The organism is Pantoea sp. EKM103V, from assembly GCF_011800365.1.
GTDB classification, from domain to species: domain Bacteria; phylum Pseudomonadota; class Gammaproteobacteria; order Enterobacterales; family Enterobacteriaceae; genus Pantoea; species Pantoea anthophila.
Genome location: NZ_JAALFQ010000013.1, coordinates 33,168 through 52,220 on the forward strand (window position 1 = coordinate 33,168; position 19,053 = coordinate 52,220).

Genomic DNA, 19,053 nt, shown 5'->3' on the forward strand with positions numbered 1-19,053 from the left:
CAGTGTACAGTCACGGATGGCAGGGCCCGATCAAGCGGCATTCCTGCCGGCCCGTGCAGTTCCCTGCGCGCGGAGAAAAGGCACAACGCGTGGTTGAGCTGCGCGACAAATCTGCCATAATCAGCGCCCCGATTTATCCAGGCGAGTAAAAAATGTTCTACCCGATTAACGAAATGTTCCAGACACTGCAGGGCGAAGGTTACTACACCGGCGTGCCTGCTCTCTTTATCCGCCTGCAGGGATGCCCGGTGGGCTGTAGCTGGTGCGATACCAAACATACCTGGGACAAACGGGCAGATCGGGAGACCTCGCTGGGCGACATTTTGATCAAAACGGTGGAGAGTGACGCCTGGGGCGATGCCGACGCGGCGACCCTGCTTCGCGCCATCGAACAGCAGGGCTGGACGGCGCGGCACGTGGTGATTACCGGCGGTGAACCGGCGATATACGATCTGCGCCCGTTAACCGCTGCGCTGGAACAGCAGGGTTTTCAGTGCCAGATTGAGACCAGCGGCACTCACGAAATCCACTGCTCTGAACGGACCTGGGTGACGGTGTCGCCGAAGGTGAACATGCGCGGCGGCTACGACGTGCTGCCGCAGGCCCTGAGCCGGGCTGATGAAATCAAACATCCGGTGGCGCGCCAGCGTGATGTCGAGGCACTGGATGCGCTACTGGCGGGCATTGAGGACAGCAAAACGCGCATCATCGCGCTTCAGCCCATCAGCCGCAAAGAGGATGCGACCCGCCTCTGCATTGAGACCTGCATCGCCCGTAACTGGCGTCTGTCGATGCAGACCCACAAATATCTCAATATCGCCTGATTTTCATCGCGGTGGTTTCTGCGCGCGGAGGGGGGCGTGCAGGGCAGGAGATAGCAGAGGCGAAAAAGGGGAGCCGCGTCGGATCGAAGGATTCGATCCGACAGGGTCAGCCGCGGTAAACGCAGCCCGCAGTACAGGTTTCTTTGATCATGACCGCGCTTAACAGCGGCAGTTGCGGCTTCATCTGATCCCAGATCCATTTCGCCAGCACTTCGCTGGTGGGATTTTCCAGGCCGGGAATATCGTTCAGGTAGTAGTGGTCCAGCCGATCGTAGACCGGCTTAAACGCCGCTTTCAGTTCAGCAAAATCCATAACCCAGCCGGTATGCGCATCCACTTCGCCGGTAATCTCCAGACGAACCAGGAACGAATGACCGTGCAGACGGCCACATTTGTGTCCGGCCGGCACATTCGGAAGATGGTGCGCGGCCTCGAACTGGAATTCTTTAAACAGGGTGGTAGACATAGTGGTTCTCAGACATTAAAAAACCGCTGAATTCTACCTGATTACCGCTTTTTTCGCACCCGCTGCGCACGAAGCGTTCTTTTTCTTCACCCGTCTTCCTCTGATGTCCAGCTAATTAACTGATATAGCGCCGCTTTGCTTACCACTTTTGCTGATTAATCCTACCTGAAAAACCATTTAGTCATTTTGGTTATTTGATATGTCGAAGGCGTATTTAATCGTTAATATACAGCCCGGTAACCTACGCACTCTTCCGCCATTTTACGGTCCGGACTTCTGATACTGGAATTTTTAACGCGATGACGACTCAGGCACCTGGTTCAATGCTTCCGCTCTCTCCGGAACAACTCGCCCGCTTACAGGCGGCGACGACAGATTATTCCCCGACTCAACTGGCGTGGCTGTCAGGCTATTTCTGGGGCAGGGTAGAACAGGCACCGGGTAGCGCCGTCGCCAGCAGCACACCGCCTGCGGCGGCCGCTGAAGCACCGGTTATCACACTGCTTTCCGCCTCACAGACCGGCAATGCCCGTCGTCTGGCCGAGCAGCTGCGTGATGATCTGCTGGCCGCCAAGCTGAATGTCAACCTGGTGAACGCCGGTGATTACAAGTTCAAACAGATTGGCCAGGAAAAGATGCTGGTCGTCGTTACCTCGACCCAGGGCGAGGGCGAACCGCCTGAAGAGGCGGTGGCGCTGCATAAGTTCCTGATGTCGAAAAAGGCACCGAAAATGGAGGGGGCCGCCTTTGCCGTGTTTGGCCTGGGCGACACCTCCTATGAATTCTTCAGCCAGGCGGGCAAAGATTTTGACAGCCGTCTGGCCGAGCTGGGCGGCGAGCGCCTGCTTGATCGCGTGGATGCGGATGTCGAGTATGCGGAGCAGGCCACGGCCTGGCGCAGTGCGCTGACAGCGATCCTCAAAGCGCGCGTGCCGACCGAATCGCCGGCGCAGGCGGCCGCGACAGTGGCAGGCAGCGTCAACGAAGTGACCACCAGCCCCTACAGCAAAGAGGCGCCGCTCAGCGCCAGCCTGGCGGTGAATCAGAAAATCACCGGACGGGATTCCGACAAAGATGTGCGCCATATCGAAATCGATCTGGGCGACTCCGGTCTGCGCTATCAGCCCGGCGATGCGCTGGGCGTCTGGTATGAAAACGACGCGGCGCTGGTCAGCGAACTGCTGGAGCTGGTCTGGCTGAAAGGCGATGAACCGGTTGAGGTTCAGGGCAGCACGCTGCCGCTGGCCGAGGCGCTGCAGAAGCATTTCGAGCTGACGGTGAACACGGCGCAGATTGTTGCGCAGTACGCTCAGCTGTCACGTAACGCCGAACTGCTGGCTCTGGTGGATGATAAAGCCAGACTGCAGCACTATGCGCAGCAGTACCCCATCGTCGACATGGTGCGCCTGGCCCCGTCTGAGCTCAGCGCCGAACAGCTGACCGGACTGCTGCGTCCGCTGACGCCGCGACTCTACTCTATCGCCTCCTCTCAGGCAGAAACCGATACCGAAGTGCATATCACCGTGGGTGCCGTTCGCTTTGATATCGAAGGTCGCCAGCGCGGCGGCGGCGCATCCACCTGGCTGGCCGATCGCATTGAAGAAGAGGGCGAGGTCCGGGTGTTCATCGAACATAACGACAACTTCCGCCTGCCGGCCGATCCGGATGCTCCGGTCATCATGATCGGGCCGGGCACCGGCATCGCTCCCTTCCGCGCCTTTATGCAGCAGCGCGATAACGACGGTGCGGGCGGCAAAAACTGGCTATTCTTTGGCAATCCCCACTTCACCGAGGATTTCCTCTATCAGGTCGAGTGGCAGAAATATGTGAAGGATGGTCTGCTGACCCATATCGACCTCGCCTGGTCACGCGATCAGGCTGAAAAGATTTACGTTCAGGATAAGATCCGCGCGAAAGGTGCCGAAGTGTGGCGCTGGATTCAGGAGGGCGCGCATCTTTATGTCTGTGGCGACGCCAATCGCATGGCAAAAGACGTCGAGCAGGCATTGCTGGATGTGGTGGTCGAACACGGCGGAATGGATCGTGAAACGGCCGACGAATTTTTAAGTGAGCTGCGCATTGAGCGCCGTTATCAGCGAGACGTTTACTAATGAGCGATAAACACCCTGGACCGCTGGTTGTAGAAGGCAAATTAACCGACGCTGAGCGTCTGAAGAAGCAGAGCAACTATCTGCGCGGCACCATTAAAGAAGATCTGGAAGAGGGTCTGACCGGTGGATTTACCGGCGACAACTTCCTGCTGATCCGTTTCCACGGCATGTACCAGCAGGACGATCGCGACATCCGTGCCGAGCGTGCTGAGCAGAAGCTGGAGCCGCGCCACGCCATGATGCTGCGCTGCCGTCTGCCGGGCGGGATCATTACGCCGACCCAGTGGCTGGCTATCGACAGATTTGCCACCGACAAAACCCTTTATGGCAGCATCCGTCTGACCAACCGTCAGACCTTCCAGTTTCACGGCATTCTGAAAAAGAACGTGAAGCCGACGCATCAGATGCTGCACGAAGTGGGGCTGGACGCGCTGGCGACCGCCAACGACGTCAACCGTAACGTTCTCTGCACCTCGAACCCGGTTGAGTCGGAACTGCATCAGGAAGCGTATGAGTGGGCGAAGAAGCTCTCTGAGCATCTTCTACCGCGCACCCGTGCCTATGCCGAGATCTGGTGGGACAAGGAAAAGATCGCGACCACCGATGAAGAGCCGATCCTCGGTGAAACCTATCTGCCGCGTAAGTTCAAAACGACGGTGGTGATCCCGCCACACAACGACGTGGATCTGCACGCCAACGATCTGAACTTCGTAGCGATCGCTGAAAATGGCAAGCTGGTGGGCTTTAACCTGCTGGTGGGCGGCGGCCTGTCGATCGAGCACGGCAACAAAGCGACCTACGCACGCACCGCCAGCGAGTTTGGCTACTTCCCGGTGGATAAGATCCTCGACGTGGCTGAAGCGGTTGTCACTACCCAGCGCGACTGGGGTAACCGTACCGACCGTAAAAACGCCAAAACCAAGTACACCCTGGAGCGCGTGGGCGTCGAGACCTTTAAGGCGGAAGTGGAAAAACGGGCCGGCGTGACCTTTGAGCCGATCCGCCCGTATGAATTCACCACCCGTGGCGATCGCATTGGCTGGATTAAAGGCATCGACAATAAATGGCACCTGACGCTGTTTATCGAGAATGGTCGCCTGCTCGACTATCCAGGCCGTCCGCTGAAGAGCGGCATTGCCGAAATTGCGAAAGTCCATCAGGGCGATTTCCGCCTGACCGCCAACCAGAACCTGATTGTGGCGGGCGTGCCGGAGAGCGAGAAAGCGAAGATTGAAGCGATTGCCCGTGAACATGGTCTGATGGATCACGTCACGCCGCAGCGCGAAAACTCGATGGCCTGCGTGGCCTTCCCGACCTGTCCGCTGGCGATGGCGGAAGCAGAACGCTTCCTGCCTGCCTTCGTGACCAAAGTCGAGGGCATCATGCATGCGCACGGCGTCGGTGATGAGCACATAGTGTTACGCGTTACCGGTTGTCCGAACGGTTGTGGTCGTGCCATGCTGGCAGAGCTGGGTCTGGTGGGTAAAGCGCCAGGCCGCTATAACCTGCATCTGGGCGGAAACCGCACCGGAACGCGTATTCCCCGCATGTACCGTGAGAACATTAACGAAAGCGAAATTCTCGCCACCATTGATGAGCTGGTGGGACGCTGGGCCACCGAGCGCCAGGCCGCAGAAGGCTTTGGTGACTTCACCATCCGCGCGGGCATTGTCGCGCCGGTGCTGGACCCGGCACGCGACTTTTGGGAGGAGGCAAAATGAGTCATCCTGACCTCGCAGCACTGAATGAGATGTCCAAAGTCCAGCGCGCAATGGCGCTGGCGGCGACCAATGCGCAGCTGGAAAAGGCGTCAGCAGAAGAGCGGGTCAGCTGGGCGCTGGAGCATCTGCCGGGCGCCTATGTGCTCTCATCCAGCTTCGGTATTCAGGCCGCGGTGTCGCTGCACCTGGTGACGCGTCAGCAGCCCGATATTCCGGTGATCCTGACCGACACCGGCTATCTCTTCCCGGAGACTTACCGTTTTATTGATGAGCTGGCAGACCAGCTCAATCTCAACCTCAAAGTGTTCCGCGCCGAAACCTCCCCGGCCTGGCAGGAAGCGCGCTACGGCAAACTGTGGGAGCAGGGCGTCGAGGGGATTGAGAAGTATAACGAGATTAACAAAGTCGAACCGATGAACCGCGCGCTGGAAACCCTGGGCGCGCAGACCTGGTTTGCCGGTTTGCGCCGCGATCAGTCGGGCAGCCGGGCGAATCTGCCGGTGCTGGGCGTGCAGCGCGGCGTCTTTAAGGTGCTGCCGATTATCGACTGGGATAACCGGAAGATTCATCAGTATCTGGAACAGCACAAGCTGAAATACCATCCGCTGTGGGATGAGGGCTATCTCTCGGTGGGCGATACCCACACCACCCGCAAATGGGAGCCGGGTATGGCAGAAGAAGAGACCCGCTTCTTCGGTCTCAAGCGTGAGTGCGGCCTGCACGAAGGCTGAATCCCGCGCCTCTTCTCTCCCCCCTGACTGGCGGGAGAGAAGGGCGTCACTGCCTGGTCTCAGACGCCGGTTAAGCCACTGAAGGCTTCCGCTGCCCGCGTTACATTCACCTTTGTCACCTCATACTGCGCCACGGCGACAAAAGGATCTTCCGCTAAGATCGCCTCCAGCCGTTCACGCTCAATATCCCTCACCAGCAGCATGCCGCCGGTGCGCGGATCTTTACGTCCCGCCGCAATAAAAATGTCCGCGTCAAAATAGCGATTAAGCCAGTCGATATGGCCAGCCAGCAGGGTTTCAACTTCCTCTACCGGACGAATGTAATTCAGAAAGACGACGTACATGTCAGATCCTCACACCTTGGGATTGGTCAGTTCTCTGAGCAGCGGCAGCAGCACGCTGACACTGTCATGGGTTCGTCGGGCTATCTGACCCGGCAGCCAGCGGTCAAGGTAGTTCAGATTATCCAGGTCAGTCTGATGGCGGGTGACGCCATCGGGAAAGTGGCGGCTGCGGTGACGCTGCAGCGCGCCATCTTTATTTCCCAGCGTCCAGTTACTGGCGGTCACATCCAGCAGCGGAAAACCCGCCCTGTCAAAGGCATTCAGCCCGCTGACATCTTTGCGGGTCAGCTGATGACTGGCGGCGGGAATGCCGAGCTGGCGGGCCAGCAGCAGCGCCCGATCGCTGGTCTGCTTGCGTACCGCCCGGGGCGTATTCATGCCGCTGTTAAAATAGAGATGATCGCCGGTGATCAGGCTGTTGAGGTCGATGACCAGCAGGGTGTTCTTCTTCTCACGCGCGCTCATCCGCTCCACGTAGTCATCCATGCCGTGCAGATCGGCTTCTCCGGCGCTCAATGCCACAAAGCGGACGCCATAGTGCAGCGGTTTCTGACTCAGCTGCTGCGCCAGTTCCAGCATCACGCCCAGCCCTGAGGCGTTATCATCCACCCCCTGCAGACGCAGGCCGCCCAGATTGCGGTGAACCTGGGCGCTGTTCAGCGGCGTCCAGGTATCCAGATGGGCCACGATCAGGATCTCCTGCGGCACGCTGCCGGCGCGTGCGGCAATGACCGAGGTGGCGGTCAGCTTGTGCCAGCGCCGCGAGCCATCCTCTTCCTGCCAGTTGTAACCGGTGTTGAACTGACGGGTATTGGTCTGATAACCCAGCGCGGTAAATTGCTGCTGCAGATAGTCAGCCGCCATCAGCTCAGCCGGGCTGCCGCTCATGCGGCCCGGGAAAAAGGTGGCGATGTGCCGGACCTGCTGCTCGGCAAACTGGCCGGGCGGCGTGGCCAGTGCCAGCGAGGAGAGGAGTGCGCCAGACAAAAGAGTGGCAACCCTCAGACGGAGGGAACAAAACATAGTGCATCCTTTTTTTTATTTGTCCGGAGCGGGCCTGTACAGGGGCCAGGGCCGCTCATGCCGGGCGTATTATACGCTTTTTGTTCCGCAATCCTGTTAGTGGAATCGGGCGCTGTCGCCTCCGGCACAGAGAGGCAGACCTTTGAGCTGGCACTTATCTGCTTTTGCAGCGCAGCAGGTGCGGAGGAATCTGTGAGCCTGTTCACGAAAAAGCCATTACATTTCATCTGTTAAGATCAAATTGTTCTGTGCTTTGCGCCACCGTTATTCCATTCGGTAACTACTCATTCCAATTCGTAATTTCATCTGGATAAACTCAGCGACGTATAGTCCCGTTAATACAAAGTTAAAACATCAGGGTTAACGTGGACTATTTGCCTCTTTTTGCCGATCTCTCTGGCCGCCCGGTTCTGGTTGTCGGCGGTGGAGATATTGCGGCGCGAAAAATTGAACTGCTGCGTCGCGCGCGCGCGCGTGTTCAGATCGCCTCTCGTGAACTCTGCCCGGAACTGCAGGAACTGCTGGATAAGCAGGAGCTGGAGTGGGTGGCGACCGAATTTGATCCGGCTCAGCTGGATGGCGTTTTCCTGGTGATTGCTGCCACCGACGATAACCATCTCAACACCCAGGTTTTTGAAGCCGCTAACGCGCGGCATAAGCTGGTTAACGTGGTCGACGACCAGCCAAAATGCACCTTTATCTTCCCGTCGATTGTTGACCGCTCACCGCTGGTAGTAGCGATCTCCTCCAGCGGCACCGCGCCGGTACTGGCACGCATGCTGCGCGAAAAAATTGAAACGCTGCTGCCCGCCAGTCTGGGTCAGATGGCGGAGGTAGCCGGGCTGTGGCGCGATAAGGTCAAACAGCGCTTCAGCCGCATGTCCGATCGTCGGCGTTTCTGGGAGCGGGCCTTCGACGGTCTGTTCGCCAGTCAGATGTCCGCCGGTAACGTCGAAGAGGCGAAACGCACGCTGGATCGTGAACTGCTGGAAGAGCCAACCCGTCAGGGCGAGATCTTTCTGGTCGGTGCCGGGCCGGGCGACAGCGGCCTCCTGACGCTGCGTGGCCTGCAGGTAATGCAGTTAGCCGATGTGGTGCTCTATGACCATCTGGTCAGCGAAGAGGTGCTGGACCTGGTGCGTCGTGACGCCGACCGCATCTGCGTCGGTAAACGCGCCAGCGCGCATACGTTGCCGCAGGAAGAGATTAATCAGTTGCTGGTTTCACTGGCGCTGAAAGGTAAGCGCGTTGTCCGCCTCAAGGGCGGCGATCCCTTTATCTTTGGCCGCGGCGGCGAAGAGCTGCAGGCGGCACAGCAGGCGGGCGTGCCGTTCCAGGTGGTGCCGGGCGTCACCGCGGCTGCCGGTGCGACGGCCTATGCCGGGATTCCGCTGACCCACCGCGACTATGCCCAGAGCGTGATGTTTATTACCGGTCACTGCCGTCCCGATGGGGATGATATTGACTGGCCATCGCTGGCGCGTGCGCGTCAGACGCTGGCGATTTATATGGGTACGGTTAAAGCGGCCCTGATCAGCGAGGCGCTGATTCAGCATGGTCGTGCGGCCTCCACGCCGGTGGCGGTGATCAGTCGCGGCACCCGTCAGGATCAGCAGGTGCTGACCGGCACCTTAGAACACCTTGAGGCGCTGGCCGCCTCGGCACCCACTCCGGCGCTGCTGGTGATCGGAGAGGTGGTTAATCTGCACGGGCAACTCGCCTGGTTTAAACATTCAGCACAGCAGGGGGCTCGCGAGTCCGCCGTTGTCAATCTGGCTTGAGGGAAAATCATGGACCAAAAACGACTCACTCATCTGCGTCAGCTGGAGGCGGAGAGCATCCATATCATTCGCGAAGTGGCTGCAGAGTTCAGCAACCCGGTGATGATGTACTCCATCGGCAAAGACTCTTCGGTCATGCTGCACCTGGCACGCAAAGCGTTCTATCCGGGCACGCTGCCGTTTCCGTTGCTGCATGTGGACACCGGCTGGAAATTCCGCGAGATGTATGAATTCCGTGACCGCGCCGTGAAAGCGATGGGTGCCGAGCTGATCGTTCACCGCAACCCGGAAGGGGTGGCGATGGGCATTAACCCGTTTGTCCACGGCAGCGCCAAACACACCGATATCATGAAAACGGAAGGGCTGAAGCAGGCGCTGGACAAATATGGTTTTGACGCGGCCTTCGGCGGCGCACGTCGCGATGAAGAGAAGTCGCGCGCCAAAGAGCGTATCTACTCGTTCCGTGATCGCTTCCATCGCTGGGACCCGAAAAACCAGCGCCCTGAGCTGTGGCACAACTACAACGGTCAGATCAACAAGGGCGAAAGCATCCGCGTTTTCCCGCTGTCGAACTGGACCGAACTGGATATCTGGCAGTACATCTTCCTGGAAAACATTGAGATCGTGCCGCTCTATCTCGCCGCGCCGCGTCCGGTGCTGGAGCGTGACGGCATGCTGATGATGATTGATGACGATCGTATCAATCTGCAGCCGGGTGAAGAGATCACCCAACGGATGGTCCGTTTCCGTACCCTCGGCTGCTGGCCGCTGACCGGTGCAGTAGAGTCCGAAGCGCAGACGCTGCCGGAGATCATCGAAGAGATGCTGGTGTCCACCACCAGTGAGCGTCAGGGCCGCATGATCGACCGCGACCAGTCCGGTTCGATGGAACTGAAAAAACGCCAGGGTTATTTCTAAGGAGACGCCAGATGAATACCGTAATTGCACAACAGATTGCCGACCAGGGCGGCGTTGAAGCCTGGCTGACCGCTCAGCAACACAAGAGCCTGCTGCGTTTTCTGACCTGCGGCAGCGTGGACGATGGAAAAAGTACCCTGATTGGGCGTCTGCTGCACGACACCCGTCAGATCTATGAAGACCAGCTCTCTTCACTGCACAACGACAGCAAACGTCACGGCACCCAGGGCGAGAAGCTCGATCTGGCGCTGCTGGTGGACGGTCTGCAGGCGGAGCGTGAGCAGGGCATTACCATCGACGTGGCCTACCGCTACTTCTCGACCGAAAAGCGTAAATTCATTATTGCCGACACGCCGGGCCATGAGCAGTACACCCGCAACATGGCGACCGGGGCCTCCACCTGCGACCTGGCGATCCTGCTGATCGACGCGCGTAAAGGCGTGCTGGATCAGACCCGTCGTCACAGCTTTATCTCAACGCTGCTGGGCATTAAAAACCTGGTGGTGGCGATCAACAAGATGGATCTGGTGGACTACAGTCAGGAGCGCTTCGAGGCGATCAAACAGGATTATCTCGATTTCGCCGCCCAGCTGCCGGACGATCTCGACATCCGCTTTGTGCCGATGTCGGCGCTGGAAGGGGACAACGTTGCGACGGCCAGCCAGACCATGCCGTGGTACACCGGCCCGACGCTGCTGGACGTGCTGGAGACCGTGGAGCTGAAGCGCGTTGTCGACCATCAGCCGATGCGCTTCCCGGTGCAGTATGTGAACCGTCCTAACCTCGATTTCCGTGGCTATGCCGGTACCCTGGCGTCAGGCAGCGTGCAGGTAGGACAGCGCGTTAAAGTGCTGCCGTCTGGCGTGGAGTCGACGATTGCCCGCATTGTGACCTTTGATGGCGATCTGCAGGACGCGGGAGCAGGGGAGGCGATTACCCTGGTGCTGCAGGATGAGATTGATATCAGCCGTGGCGATCTGCTGGTGGACGCCAGCGAAACGCTGACGGCGGTGCAGTCGGCCAGCGTAGACGTGGTGTGGATGGCGGAGCAGCCGCTGCAGGCGGGTCAGAGCTACGATCTGAAAATCGCCGGTAAGAAAACCCGTGGCCGGGTCGAAAAGGTGCTGCACCAGGTCGACATCAACTCGCTGGCGACCCATCAGGTCGAGGCGCTGCCGCTGAACGGAATCGGTCGCATTGAGATCGTCTTCAATGAACCGATGGTGCTCGACAGCTATCAGCAGAACCCGGTGACCGGCGGCATGATCTTTATCGATCGCCTGAGCAACGTCACGGTCGGGGCGGGCATGATCCATCAGCCCAACCAGGATGTGCCGGCCAGTGCGGGTGAGTTCAGCGCCTTTGAGCTGGAACTGAATGCGCTGGTGCGCCGTCACTTCCCGCACTGGAACGCGCGCGATCTGCTGGGCGGTCAATAATGGCGCAGCACGACGACAACGTGGTGTGGCATGACCATCCGGTCACCCGCGCGGCACGCGAACAGCAGCACGGCCATCAGGGCGTGGTGCTGTGGTTCACCGGGCTGTCGGGCTCGGGGAAATCCACGGTCGCCGGTGCGCTGGAGCAGGCGCTGCACCGCATTGGTGTCAGTACCTATCTGCTGGATGGAGATAATGTGCGTCACGGCCTGTGCCGTGACCTCGGTTTCAGCGATGACGACCGTAAAGAGAATATCCGTCGGGTCGGCGAAGTGGCGAAACTGATGGTGGATGCCGGATTAGTGGTGCTCACCGCCTTTATTTCACCGCATCGCGCCGAGCGGCAGATGGTGCGCGATCTGCTGGAACCGGGACAGTTTATCGAGGTGTTTGTCGATACGCCGTTAGCGGTGTGCGAGGCGCGCGATCCTAAAGGGTTATACCGCAAAGCCCGTGCCGGAGAACTGCGAAACTTCACCGGCATCGACAGCGTTTACGAAGCCCCGGAGAGCCCGGAAATTCAGCTGGATGGCGAACAATTGGTTACAAAACTGGCCGCCCAATTGTTAGACCTGCTGCGTGACCGCGATATCATCAGATCCTGAAGAGACAGCGGCAAATCGTCTCTGATTTGCCGCCCTCGCACCAACAGGATGCCTATGCAGAACATAACCCCACTGCTCGCTCGTAAAGATGACACCACCCCGGATGAGCCACGCTCACTGCTGCCGGGCTGCGTGATCGGCTTTCTCGCTTACTGGTGTGCGCTGGCGATCCCATTCCTGCTGTTCGGCTCTAACACGCTGTTTTTCTTTCTTTATACCTGGCCATTCTTTCTGGCGCTGCTGCCGGTTGCGGTGGTCGCCGGTATTGCCCTGAATACCCTGCTCAGCGGACAGTGGCTCTGGACCGCACTCGCCACCGTGATTCTGGTGGTCTCTCTCTTCTGGTTAATGTTCTCTTTTCTCTCCGGCTGGTAAGCGCTGATGCCCCTGCGCTGATGTGCAAACGCATCGGCCGGTTACAAATCTTTTCCCCCTGGAATCGCTGCTGATTCATATTTTGTGCAGACGCGCGGCAAAGCGCGCCATTTTCTCCGCTGGTGTGGAGTCCTGTGCAAAGTTATGGGATGATTGGGCCGTTTTTAGGGGGCGGGATGGGAAAACTGACGTTACTGTTACTGGTGCTGCTCGGCTGGCTGCAATATTCATTGTGGCTGGGGAAAAATGGCATCCACGACTATACGCGCGTCAATGATGATGTCGCGGTGCAACAGGCTAACAATGCCAAACTGAAATCGCGCAACGATCAGCTGTTTGCCGAAATTGATGACCTCAATGGCGGCTCGGAAGCGATCGAGGAGCGTGCACGCAATGAGCTGGGCATGATTAAGCCCGGTGAGACCTTCTATCGTCTGGTGCCTGACCAGAACAAACGCAACGCGCAACAATCAGCGCAAAACCAACAACGATAAAACATGAATACTCTGGCCTCCCTTGCGGATGTGATTGCCGTAGTGCCCGCGGCCGGGATCGGCAGCCGCATGCAGGCAACCTGTCCTAAGCAGTATCTGACGATTGGTCAGCACACCCTTCTGGAACACAGCATTGCACGTCTGTTTTCCCATCCTGCCATTAAACAGGTTATTGTCGCCCTCAGTCCCGACGATCAGCACTTCGCCTCACTGCCGCTGGCGCGCGATCCGCGCGTGCTCAGGGTTACCGGCGGAGAGACCCGCGCCGAATCGGTGCTGGCTGGCCTGCAGGCCGCGCAGGGTGCCGCGTGGGTTCTGGTTCACGATGCTGCCCGTCCCTGTCTGCATCCCGACGACCTGCAGCAGCTGCTCAACGTGCGCGAACAGAGCCACGTCGGCGGGATTCTGGCCGCACCGGTGCGCGACACCATGAAGCGGGGCGAGCCGGGCAAAGCCGCGGTGGCCCACACGGTAGAGCGTGACGATCTCTGGCACGCCTTAACCCCCCAGTTTTTCCCGCATGCGCTGCTGACAGCCTGCCTGACGCGGGCACTCACCGAAGGCGCAACCATTACGGATGAGGCCTCGGCGCTGGAGTATTGCGGCTACCATCCGCTGCTGGTCAGCGGACGCAGTGATAACATCAAAGTCACCCGGCCAGAAGATCTGGCGCTGGCGGCTTTTTATCTGAGTCAGATTCAATTAAAGGAGAGCGCATGATGCGTATCGGTCACGGTTTTGACGTTCACGCCTTTGGCGGAGAGGGTCCGTTAGTGATTGGCGGTGTGCGGATCCCGTTTGAGCAGGGGTTTATCGCCCATTCCGATGGTGATGTGGCGCTGCATGCGCTGACGGATGCGCTGCTGGGCGCGGTCGCCATGGGCGATATTGGCAAGCTGTTTCCGGATACCGATCCCGCGTTTAAAGGCGCGGACAGCCGCGGCCTGCTGCGCGAGGCCTGGCGTCGTATCGAAGCCAAAGGGTATCGCATCGGTAACGTGGATGTCACCCTGATTGCCCAGGCGCCGAAAATGCTGCCGCATGTGCCGCAGATGCGCATCAACATTGCGGAAGATCTGGGATGTCACATGGATGCGGTCAATGTCAAAGCCACCACGACCGAAAAGCTGGGCTTTACCGGGCGCGGTGAAGGGATCGCCTGCGAAGCGGTGGCCCTGCTGCTGAAAGCCGACACTCAATGACGCTTCACTATCTGCACGGCACGCCCGCTGCCACCGGCGTCATCAAAGCCAGCCCGGAAGATTTTGTGGTGGTTGAAGATCTCGGTTATGGCCCGGATGGGGAAGGTGAGCATCTGCTGGTACGCATCCGTAAAGTGGGCGCGAATACCCGCTTCGTGGCGGAGGCACTGGCGAAATATCTCGGGGTGCATCAGCGTGACATGAGCTATGCCGGGATGAAGGATCGCCATGCCGTGACAGAGCAGACGCTCTGTTTCCGTCTGCCGGGGAATGCGATGCCCGATCTGCGCGGTTTTGCGCTGGAGGGGGTTGAGATCCTGCAGGCGGTACGCCACAAGCGCAAGCTGCGCACCGGCGCGCTGGCCGGAAATGCGTTCCGGCTGGTCATCCGCCAGATCAGTGACCGTGAGGCGGTTGAGACGCGCCTGACGCAGATTCGTGACGCGGGCGTGCCGAACTATTTCGGTGAGCAGCGTTTCGGGCGCGGCGGCAACAACCTGGTGATCGCAGAGAAGTGGGCGCGCAATGAGATTACCCTGCGCGATCGCAACAAGCGCAGCCTGATGCTCTCTGCCGCGCGCAGTGCGCTGTTTAATCAGGTGACCAGTGCGCGTCTGGCGCAGCAGGGTGGCCTCAGTCAGGTCCTTAACGGCGATGCCCTGCAGCTGACCGGGCGAGGCAGCTGGTTTGTTGCGCAGCCGGATGAGCTGGAAGCGTGCCAGCGTCGGGTTGAACAGCATGAACTGCGCATCACCGCGCCGCTGCCGGGGCGGGGTGAGGCGGGTCCGCAGGCGGATGCGCTGGCTTTTGAAGAGCAGGTGCTGGCTGGCGAAACCCTGCTGACCGGCCTGATTGAGCGCGAGCGGGTGGATGCCGCACGCCGTGCCATGCTGGTCGTGCCGCGCGATCTGCGCTGGAGCTGGTGGGATGAGGTGACGCTGGAGCTGACGTTCTGGCTGCCCGCAGGCAGCTTCGCCACCAGCGTCGTCAGAGAACTGCTGGTTCAGGCCGACGCGTCCGATCAGATTGATGAGTAATCTTCGCCGCAACCTGACCCGCTGTGTGGGGAATGTTGCGGCAACCCCCCTCTGCTGTGTGATTTACGCCTACCACTTCCTTGCGTGCCTCGCTAGAATGCAAAAATCGCCGCCCATTCCTCACCTGTTGCCATGCCGTTCAGACAGGTTCAGTCGCGGCGACCAGTCGAATAAAAAAAGGTCAGAACGAAATGCGGATATTGCTCAGCAACGATGACGGCATTCATGCGCCAGGTATTCAGACTCTGGCGAAAGCCCTGCGGCAGATTGCTGACGTGCAGGTGGTTGCCCCCGATCGTAACCGAAGCGGTGCGTCAAACTCGCTCACCCTGGAAACGCCCCTGCGAACGTTCACCCATGAAAACGGCGATATCGCGGTGCAGATGGGTACCCCGACCGACTGTGTCTATCTGGGGGTGAATGCCCTGATGCAGCCGCGGCCCGATATTGTGGTGTCAGGCATCAATGCCGGTCCCAACCTGGGGGATGATGTGATTTACTCCGGCACGGTCGCGGCGGCGATGGAGGGGAGACACCTGGGCTTACCGGCGATCGCCGTTTCGCTCAATGGTCATCAGCACTACGAGACAGCCGCGGCGGTGACCTGTGCGCTTCTCCGGGCGCTGACGCATGAGCCGTTGCGCACCGGTCGCATTCTCAATATCAACGTGCCCGATCTGCCGCTCTCCGAACTCCGGGGCATTCGCGTGACGCGCTGTGGCAGCCGCCATCCGGCCGATCAGGTGATTGCGCAGCAGGACCCGCGCGGCAATACCCTCTACTGGATTGGCCCGCCGGGTGAAAAACTGGATGCCGGGCCGGATACGGACTTCGCCGCCGTGGATCAGGGCTATGTCTCTGTCACCGCGCTGCACGTCGATTTAACGGCGCACAGTGCCCAGGAGGTGCTCAGCGACTGGCTGGCGAAAGCTGAGGTGAATCTGGCATGGTGAATCGGCGTATTGAGACGTTGCTGTCACAACTGCGTCAGCAGGGCATCCATGACGAAAACCTGCTGAAAGCCATCAGCGAGGTGCCACGCGAACGCTTTATCGATGAGGCGTTCGAGCACAAGGCCTGGGACAATGTCGCTCTGCCTATCGGTTCTGGTCAGACCATCTCACAGCCTTACATGGTGGCGCGGATGACCGCGCTGCTCGGGCTGAATCCCCATTCGCGGGTGCTGGAGATCGGCACCGGTTCGGGTTATCAGACCGCCATTCTGGCCCACCTGGTTGATCACGTCTATTCCGTGGAGCGGATTAAAGGGCTGCAGTGGCAGGCCAAGCGCCGGCTGAAACAGCTCGATCTGCACAATGTCTCCACCCGCCATGGCGACGGCTGGCAGGGCTGGCCATCCCGTGGCCCGTTCGATGCGATTATCGTCACGGCGGCCCCGCCGGAAATTCCGATTGCGCTGATAGCGCAGCTGGCAGAAGGCGGCATTATGGTGCTGCCAGTGGGGGAAGATCAGCAGGTACTGAAACGGCTGCGTCGTCAGGGAAAAGAGGTGACGGAAGAGACCATCGAGCCGGTGCGTTTTGTTCCGCTGGTGCAGGGCGACCTGGCCTGACCCTCTACGTATTTCTTCACAACTGTTTCATGGCACCACGTACCTGATGTTGTTACTATCCGGTTTACCTAACGAAAACACAGCTTTTATCGCGTCACGCAGAGCATTCTGCTGGCAGATACAGTGAAACAGATAGATCAGAGTTGCCATCACGGGGGATTAATGAGCACGGGAAGCACACTTTTTCAGTTACGCCGTCTGGCGGCGCTTTCACTGGTAGGTTTCTGGCTGGCAGGCTGCAGCTCCAGCGACAACTCGCAGGCGCCCATCAGTCGCGTGGGCGACAATAGCGGCATGAACAGCAGCCCGTCTGACACAGGCATGGTTTCGGGCGGCGTACCTGCCACACCTGCCCAGGGACAAATGTTAAGCACAAATTCAGGATCTGCTCCCCGTAGCGGTGGAATGATTAGTACCAGCGATAATGTTGAGACACAGAATGGCCGGATTGTGTACAACCGCAGTTATCAGAATATTCCAAAGGGTAGTTACTCCGGTGAAACATATACCGTTAAGCGCGGTGACACATTGTTTTACATTGCCTGGATTACCGGCAACGACTTCCGCGATTTAGCCCAGCGCAACAACGTTCCGGCGCCCTATAGCCTGAATGTGGGGCAAACGCTGCAGATTGGAAATGGGTCAGGTCAGCCGATTACGGGCGGAAATCCCATTACCGTTGCTGATGCAACGCAGGGCGGTGTCCCGGCGTCGCCACAAATTAAAGCGCCTGTTGTTGCACAGCAACCTGTTATTACGTATTCTGATGATTCGGGTAATTCGGGTGGCAGCAAATTGTTGCCTTCGAAAGGAGCAAATGTTGCAACGACAACAGCTCCAGTCGTTACCGCCCCCCCAACGGTGAGCAGTACCACCAACAGTTCAACGCCGGTCGGAAGCTGGCGCTGGCCGACCGATGGGAAGATTATCGATAACTTCTCTGCCGCCGAGGGTGGCAATAAAGGGATCGATATCGCCGGAACGCGCGGACAATCTGTCGTTTCCACCGCATCAGGACGCGTGGTTTACGCAGGTAACGCACTCCGGGGGTACGGTAATTTAATCATCATTAAACACAACGATGATTACCTGAGTGCCTACGCCCACAACGATACAATGCTGGTTCGGGAACAACAGGAAGTTAAGGCGGGGCAGAAGATCGCTACCATGGGTAGCACCGGAACCAGTTCAGTCAGATTACATTTTGAAATTCGTTACAAGGGGAAATCCGTAAACCCGTTGCGTTATTTACCGCAGCGATAATCCGGCAGAACAGACCCTTTTTATGTTCTGCCCTGGAATCACGGGTAGGAGCCGCTTATGAGCCAGAATACGCTGAAAGTAAACGAGTTACATGAGAACGCGGAATTCGATGAGAATGGAGCTGAAATTTTTGACGAGAAAGCACTCGTTGAAAACGAAGCCAGTGATAGCGACGTAGCGGAAGAAGAGTTGCTATCACAGGGTGCGACGCAGCGTGTTTTAGATGCGACGCAGCTCTATCTTGGGGAGATTGGCTATTCTCCGTTGTTAACGGCAGAGGAAGAGGTTTTCTTCGCTCGCCGTGCATTGCGGGGTGATATTCCTTCCCGTCGCCGTATGATCGAAAGTAACTTACGCCTGGTGGTGAAAATCGCCCGTCGTTACAGCAATCGTGGTTTAGCTCTGCTGGACCTGATTGAAGAAGGTAACCTCGGCCTGATTCGCGCCGTTGAGAAATTTGACCCGGAGCGCGGGTTCCGTTTCTCAACGTACGCCACCTGGTGGATTCGTCAGACCATTGAACGGGCGATCATGAATCAAACCCGTACTATCCGTCTGCCGATTCACATTGTTAAAGAACTGAACGTTTATCTGCGTACTGCGCGTGAACTGTCCCACAAGCTCGACCATGAGCCGAGTGCGGAAGAGATCGCGGAGCAGCTTGATAAACCGGTTGATGACGTAAGCCGTATGTTGCGTCTCAACGAACGCATTACCTCGGTTGACACGCCATTAGGTGGGGATTCTGAAAAAGCGCTGCTGGATATTCTGGCCGATGAGAAAGACAACGGCCCGGAAGACACCACGCAGGACGATGACATGAAACAAAGCATCGTCAAATGGCTGTTCGAACTGAACGCCAAGCAGCGTGAAGTGCTGGCACGTCGTTTCGGCCTGTTGGGCTATGAAGCGGCAACGCTTGAGGATGTCGGCCGTGAAATCGGCTTAACCCGTGAGCGTGTCCGTCAGATTCAGGTTGAAGGTTTGCGCCGTCTGCGCGAAATCCTGCAGGCGCAGGGCCTCAACATTGAAGCACTGTTTCGTGAATAACTGATCTGAGCATGAATGCGAAAAGCGGTGGTGAAAACCACCGCTTTTTTTATGCCTGCAGAAAAGGTCAGGCAGAAACGTAGCGGGCCGGTCCGC

General features: G+C 58.5%; 20 protein-coding genes. 17 read left to right on the forward strand and 3 right to left on the reverse strand.

What is annotated here, in order from left to right:
- Nucleotides 1-152: 152 nt before the first annotated feature.
- Nucleotides 153-824 (forward strand): 7-carboxy-7-deazaguanine synthase QueE, encoded by a 672-nt coding sequence (gene queE, locus HFD97_RS19575; protein ID WP_167432408.1) that lies wholly within the window; start codon nucleotides 153-155, stop codon nucleotides 822-824.
- Between the two features lie 106 nt (nucleotides 825-930).
- Here queE and queD read toward each other — a convergent pair whose 3' ends face one another.
- Nucleotides 931-1,290: a 6-carboxytetrahydropterin synthase QueD gene (queD, locus tag HFD97_RS19580; protein ID WP_009086958.1), complete on the reverse strand. Its 360-nt coding sequence runs from the start codon at nucleotides 1,288-1,290 to the stop codon at nucleotides 931-933.
- Between the two features lie 299 nt (nucleotides 1,291-1,589).
- On the opposite strand from queD, the gene cysJ reads away from it, so the two are divergent.
- From cysJ to HFD97_RS19595, 3 genes are read left to right on the forward strand one after another with little or no spacing between them, the layout of a single operon-like run.
- Complete coding sequence (gene cysJ / locus HFD97_RS19585) at nucleotides 1,590-3,401, forward strand: NADPH-dependent assimilatory sulfite reductase flavoprotein subunit (RefSeq protein ID WP_009086955.1); 1,812 nt, start codon at nucleotides 1,590-1,592, stop codon at nucleotides 3,399-3,401.
- The gene (gene cysI, locus HFD97_RS19590; RefSeq protein ID WP_009086953.1) at nucleotides 3,401-5,122 is read left to right on the forward strand and encodes an assimilatory sulfite reductase (NADPH) hemoprotein subunit; all 1,722 of its coding nucleotides are present in this window, start codon (nucleotides 3,401-3,403) and stop codon (nucleotides 5,120-5,122) included. The genes cysJ and cysI overlap by 1 nt, the downstream gene beginning before the upstream one ends.
- Entirely contained in the window at nucleotides 5,119-5,853 is a 735-nt protein-coding gene (locus HFD97_RS19595; RefSeq protein WP_009086951.1) for a phosphoadenylyl-sulfate reductase, read from the forward strand. Before cysI ends, HFD97_RS19595 begins: the two co-directional genes overlap by 4 nt.
- Nucleotides 5,854-5,912: 59 nt before the next feature.
- On the opposite strand, the gene HFD97_RS19600 is transcribed toward HFD97_RS19595, so the two are convergent.
- Complete coding sequence (locus HFD97_RS19600) at nucleotides 5,913-6,197, reverse strand: YciI family protein (RefSeq protein WP_009086949.1); 285 nt, start codon at nucleotides 6,195-6,197, stop codon at nucleotides 5,913-5,915.
- A gap of 9 nt (nucleotides 6,198-6,206) precedes the next feature.
- Nucleotides 6,207-7,220: an aminopeptidase gene (locus tag HFD97_RS19605; protein ID WP_167432409.1), complete on the reverse strand. Its 1,014-nt coding sequence runs from the start codon at nucleotides 7,218-7,220 to the stop codon at nucleotides 6,207-6,209.
- A gap of 365 nt (nucleotides 7,221-7,585) precedes the next feature.
- On the opposite strand from HFD97_RS19605, the gene cysG reads away from it, so the two are divergent.
- The 13 genes from cysG (at nucleotide 7,586) to rpoS (ending at nucleotide 18,957) form a co-directional block, all read left to right on the forward strand.
- Entirely contained in the window at nucleotides 7,586-9,001 is a 1,416-nt protein-coding gene (gene cysG, locus HFD97_RS19610) for a siroheme synthase CysG (RefSeq protein ID WP_167432410.1), read from the forward strand.
- A 9-nt stretch (nucleotides 9,002-9,010) separates the two neighbouring features.
- A complete protein-coding gene (gene cysD, locus HFD97_RS19615) occupies nucleotides 9,011-9,919 on the forward strand; it encodes a sulfate adenylyltransferase subunit CysD (RefSeq protein ID WP_167432411.1) in 909 nt (302 codons plus the stop codon).
- 11 nt (nucleotides 9,920-9,930) lie between these two features.
- Nucleotides 9,931-11,358, forward strand: a complete 1,428-nt coding sequence (gene cysN / locus HFD97_RS19620) for a sulfate adenylyltransferase subunit CysN (RefSeq protein WP_167432412.1) — start codon at nucleotides 9,931-9,933, stop codon at nucleotides 11,356-11,358.
- A complete protein-coding gene (gene cysC, locus HFD97_RS19625) occupies nucleotides 11,358-11,963 on the forward strand; it encodes an adenylyl-sulfate kinase (protein ID WP_046102454.1) in 606 nt (201 codons plus the stop codon). The genes cysN and cysC overlap by 1 nt, the downstream gene beginning before the upstream one ends.
- Before the next feature lie 54 nt (nucleotides 11,964-12,017).
- Entirely contained in the window at nucleotides 12,018-12,338 is a 321-nt protein-coding gene (locus tag HFD97_RS19630; protein ID WP_140925056.1) for a DUF3561 family protein, read from the forward strand.
- A gap of 176 nt (nucleotides 12,339-12,514) precedes the next feature.
- Nucleotides 12,515-12,832 (forward strand): cell division protein FtsB, encoded by a 318-nt coding sequence (gene ftsB, locus HFD97_RS19635; RefSeq protein WP_009086936.1) that lies wholly within the window; start codon nucleotides 12,515-12,517, stop codon nucleotides 12,830-12,832.
- A 3-nt stretch (nucleotides 12,833-12,835) separates the two neighbouring features.
- The gene (gene ispD, locus HFD97_RS19640) at nucleotides 12,836-13,552 is read left to right on the forward strand and encodes a 2-C-methyl-D-erythritol 4-phosphate cytidylyltransferase (protein ID WP_046102453.1); all 717 of its coding nucleotides are present in this window, start codon (nucleotides 12,836-12,838) and stop codon (nucleotides 13,550-13,552) included.
- On the forward strand, nucleotides 13,552-14,034 hold the full coding sequence (ispF, locus tag HFD97_RS19645) for a 2-C-methyl-D-erythritol 2,4-cyclodiphosphate synthase (protein ID WP_009086933.1): 483 nt from the start codon (nucleotides 13,552-13,554) through the stop codon (nucleotides 14,032-14,034). Before ispD ends, ispF begins: the two co-directional genes overlap by 1 nt.
- A complete protein-coding gene (gene truD, locus HFD97_RS19650; RefSeq protein WP_167432413.1) occupies nucleotides 14,031-15,071 on the forward strand; it encodes a tRNA pseudouridine(13) synthase TruD in 1,041 nt (346 codons plus the stop codon). Before ispF ends, truD begins: the two co-directional genes overlap by 4 nt.
- 191 nt (nucleotides 15,072-15,262) lie before the next feature.
- Entirely contained in the window at nucleotides 15,263-16,024 is a 762-nt protein-coding gene (gene surE, locus HFD97_RS19655) for a 5'/3'-nucleotidase SurE (RefSeq protein WP_009086929.1), read from the forward strand.
- Complete coding sequence (locus tag HFD97_RS19660) at nucleotides 16,018-16,644, forward strand: protein-L-isoaspartate(D-aspartate) O-methyltransferase (RefSeq protein WP_009086927.1); 627 nt, start codon at nucleotides 16,018-16,020, stop codon at nucleotides 16,642-16,644. The genes surE and HFD97_RS19660 overlap by 7 nt, the downstream gene beginning before the upstream one ends.
- A gap of 162 nt (nucleotides 16,645-16,806) precedes the next feature.
- Nucleotides 16,807-17,907 (forward strand): murein hydrolase activator NlpD, encoded by a 1,101-nt coding sequence (gene nlpD / locus HFD97_RS19665; protein ID WP_058958445.1) that lies wholly within the window; start codon nucleotides 16,807-16,809, stop codon nucleotides 17,905-17,907.
- Between the two features lie 57 nt (nucleotides 17,908-17,964).
- Complete coding sequence (rpoS, locus tag HFD97_RS19670) at nucleotides 17,965-18,957, forward strand: RNA polymerase sigma factor RpoS (RefSeq protein ID WP_009086923.1); 993 nt, start codon at nucleotides 17,965-17,967, stop codon at nucleotides 18,955-18,957.
- Nucleotides 18,958-19,053: the final 96 nt, after the last annotated feature.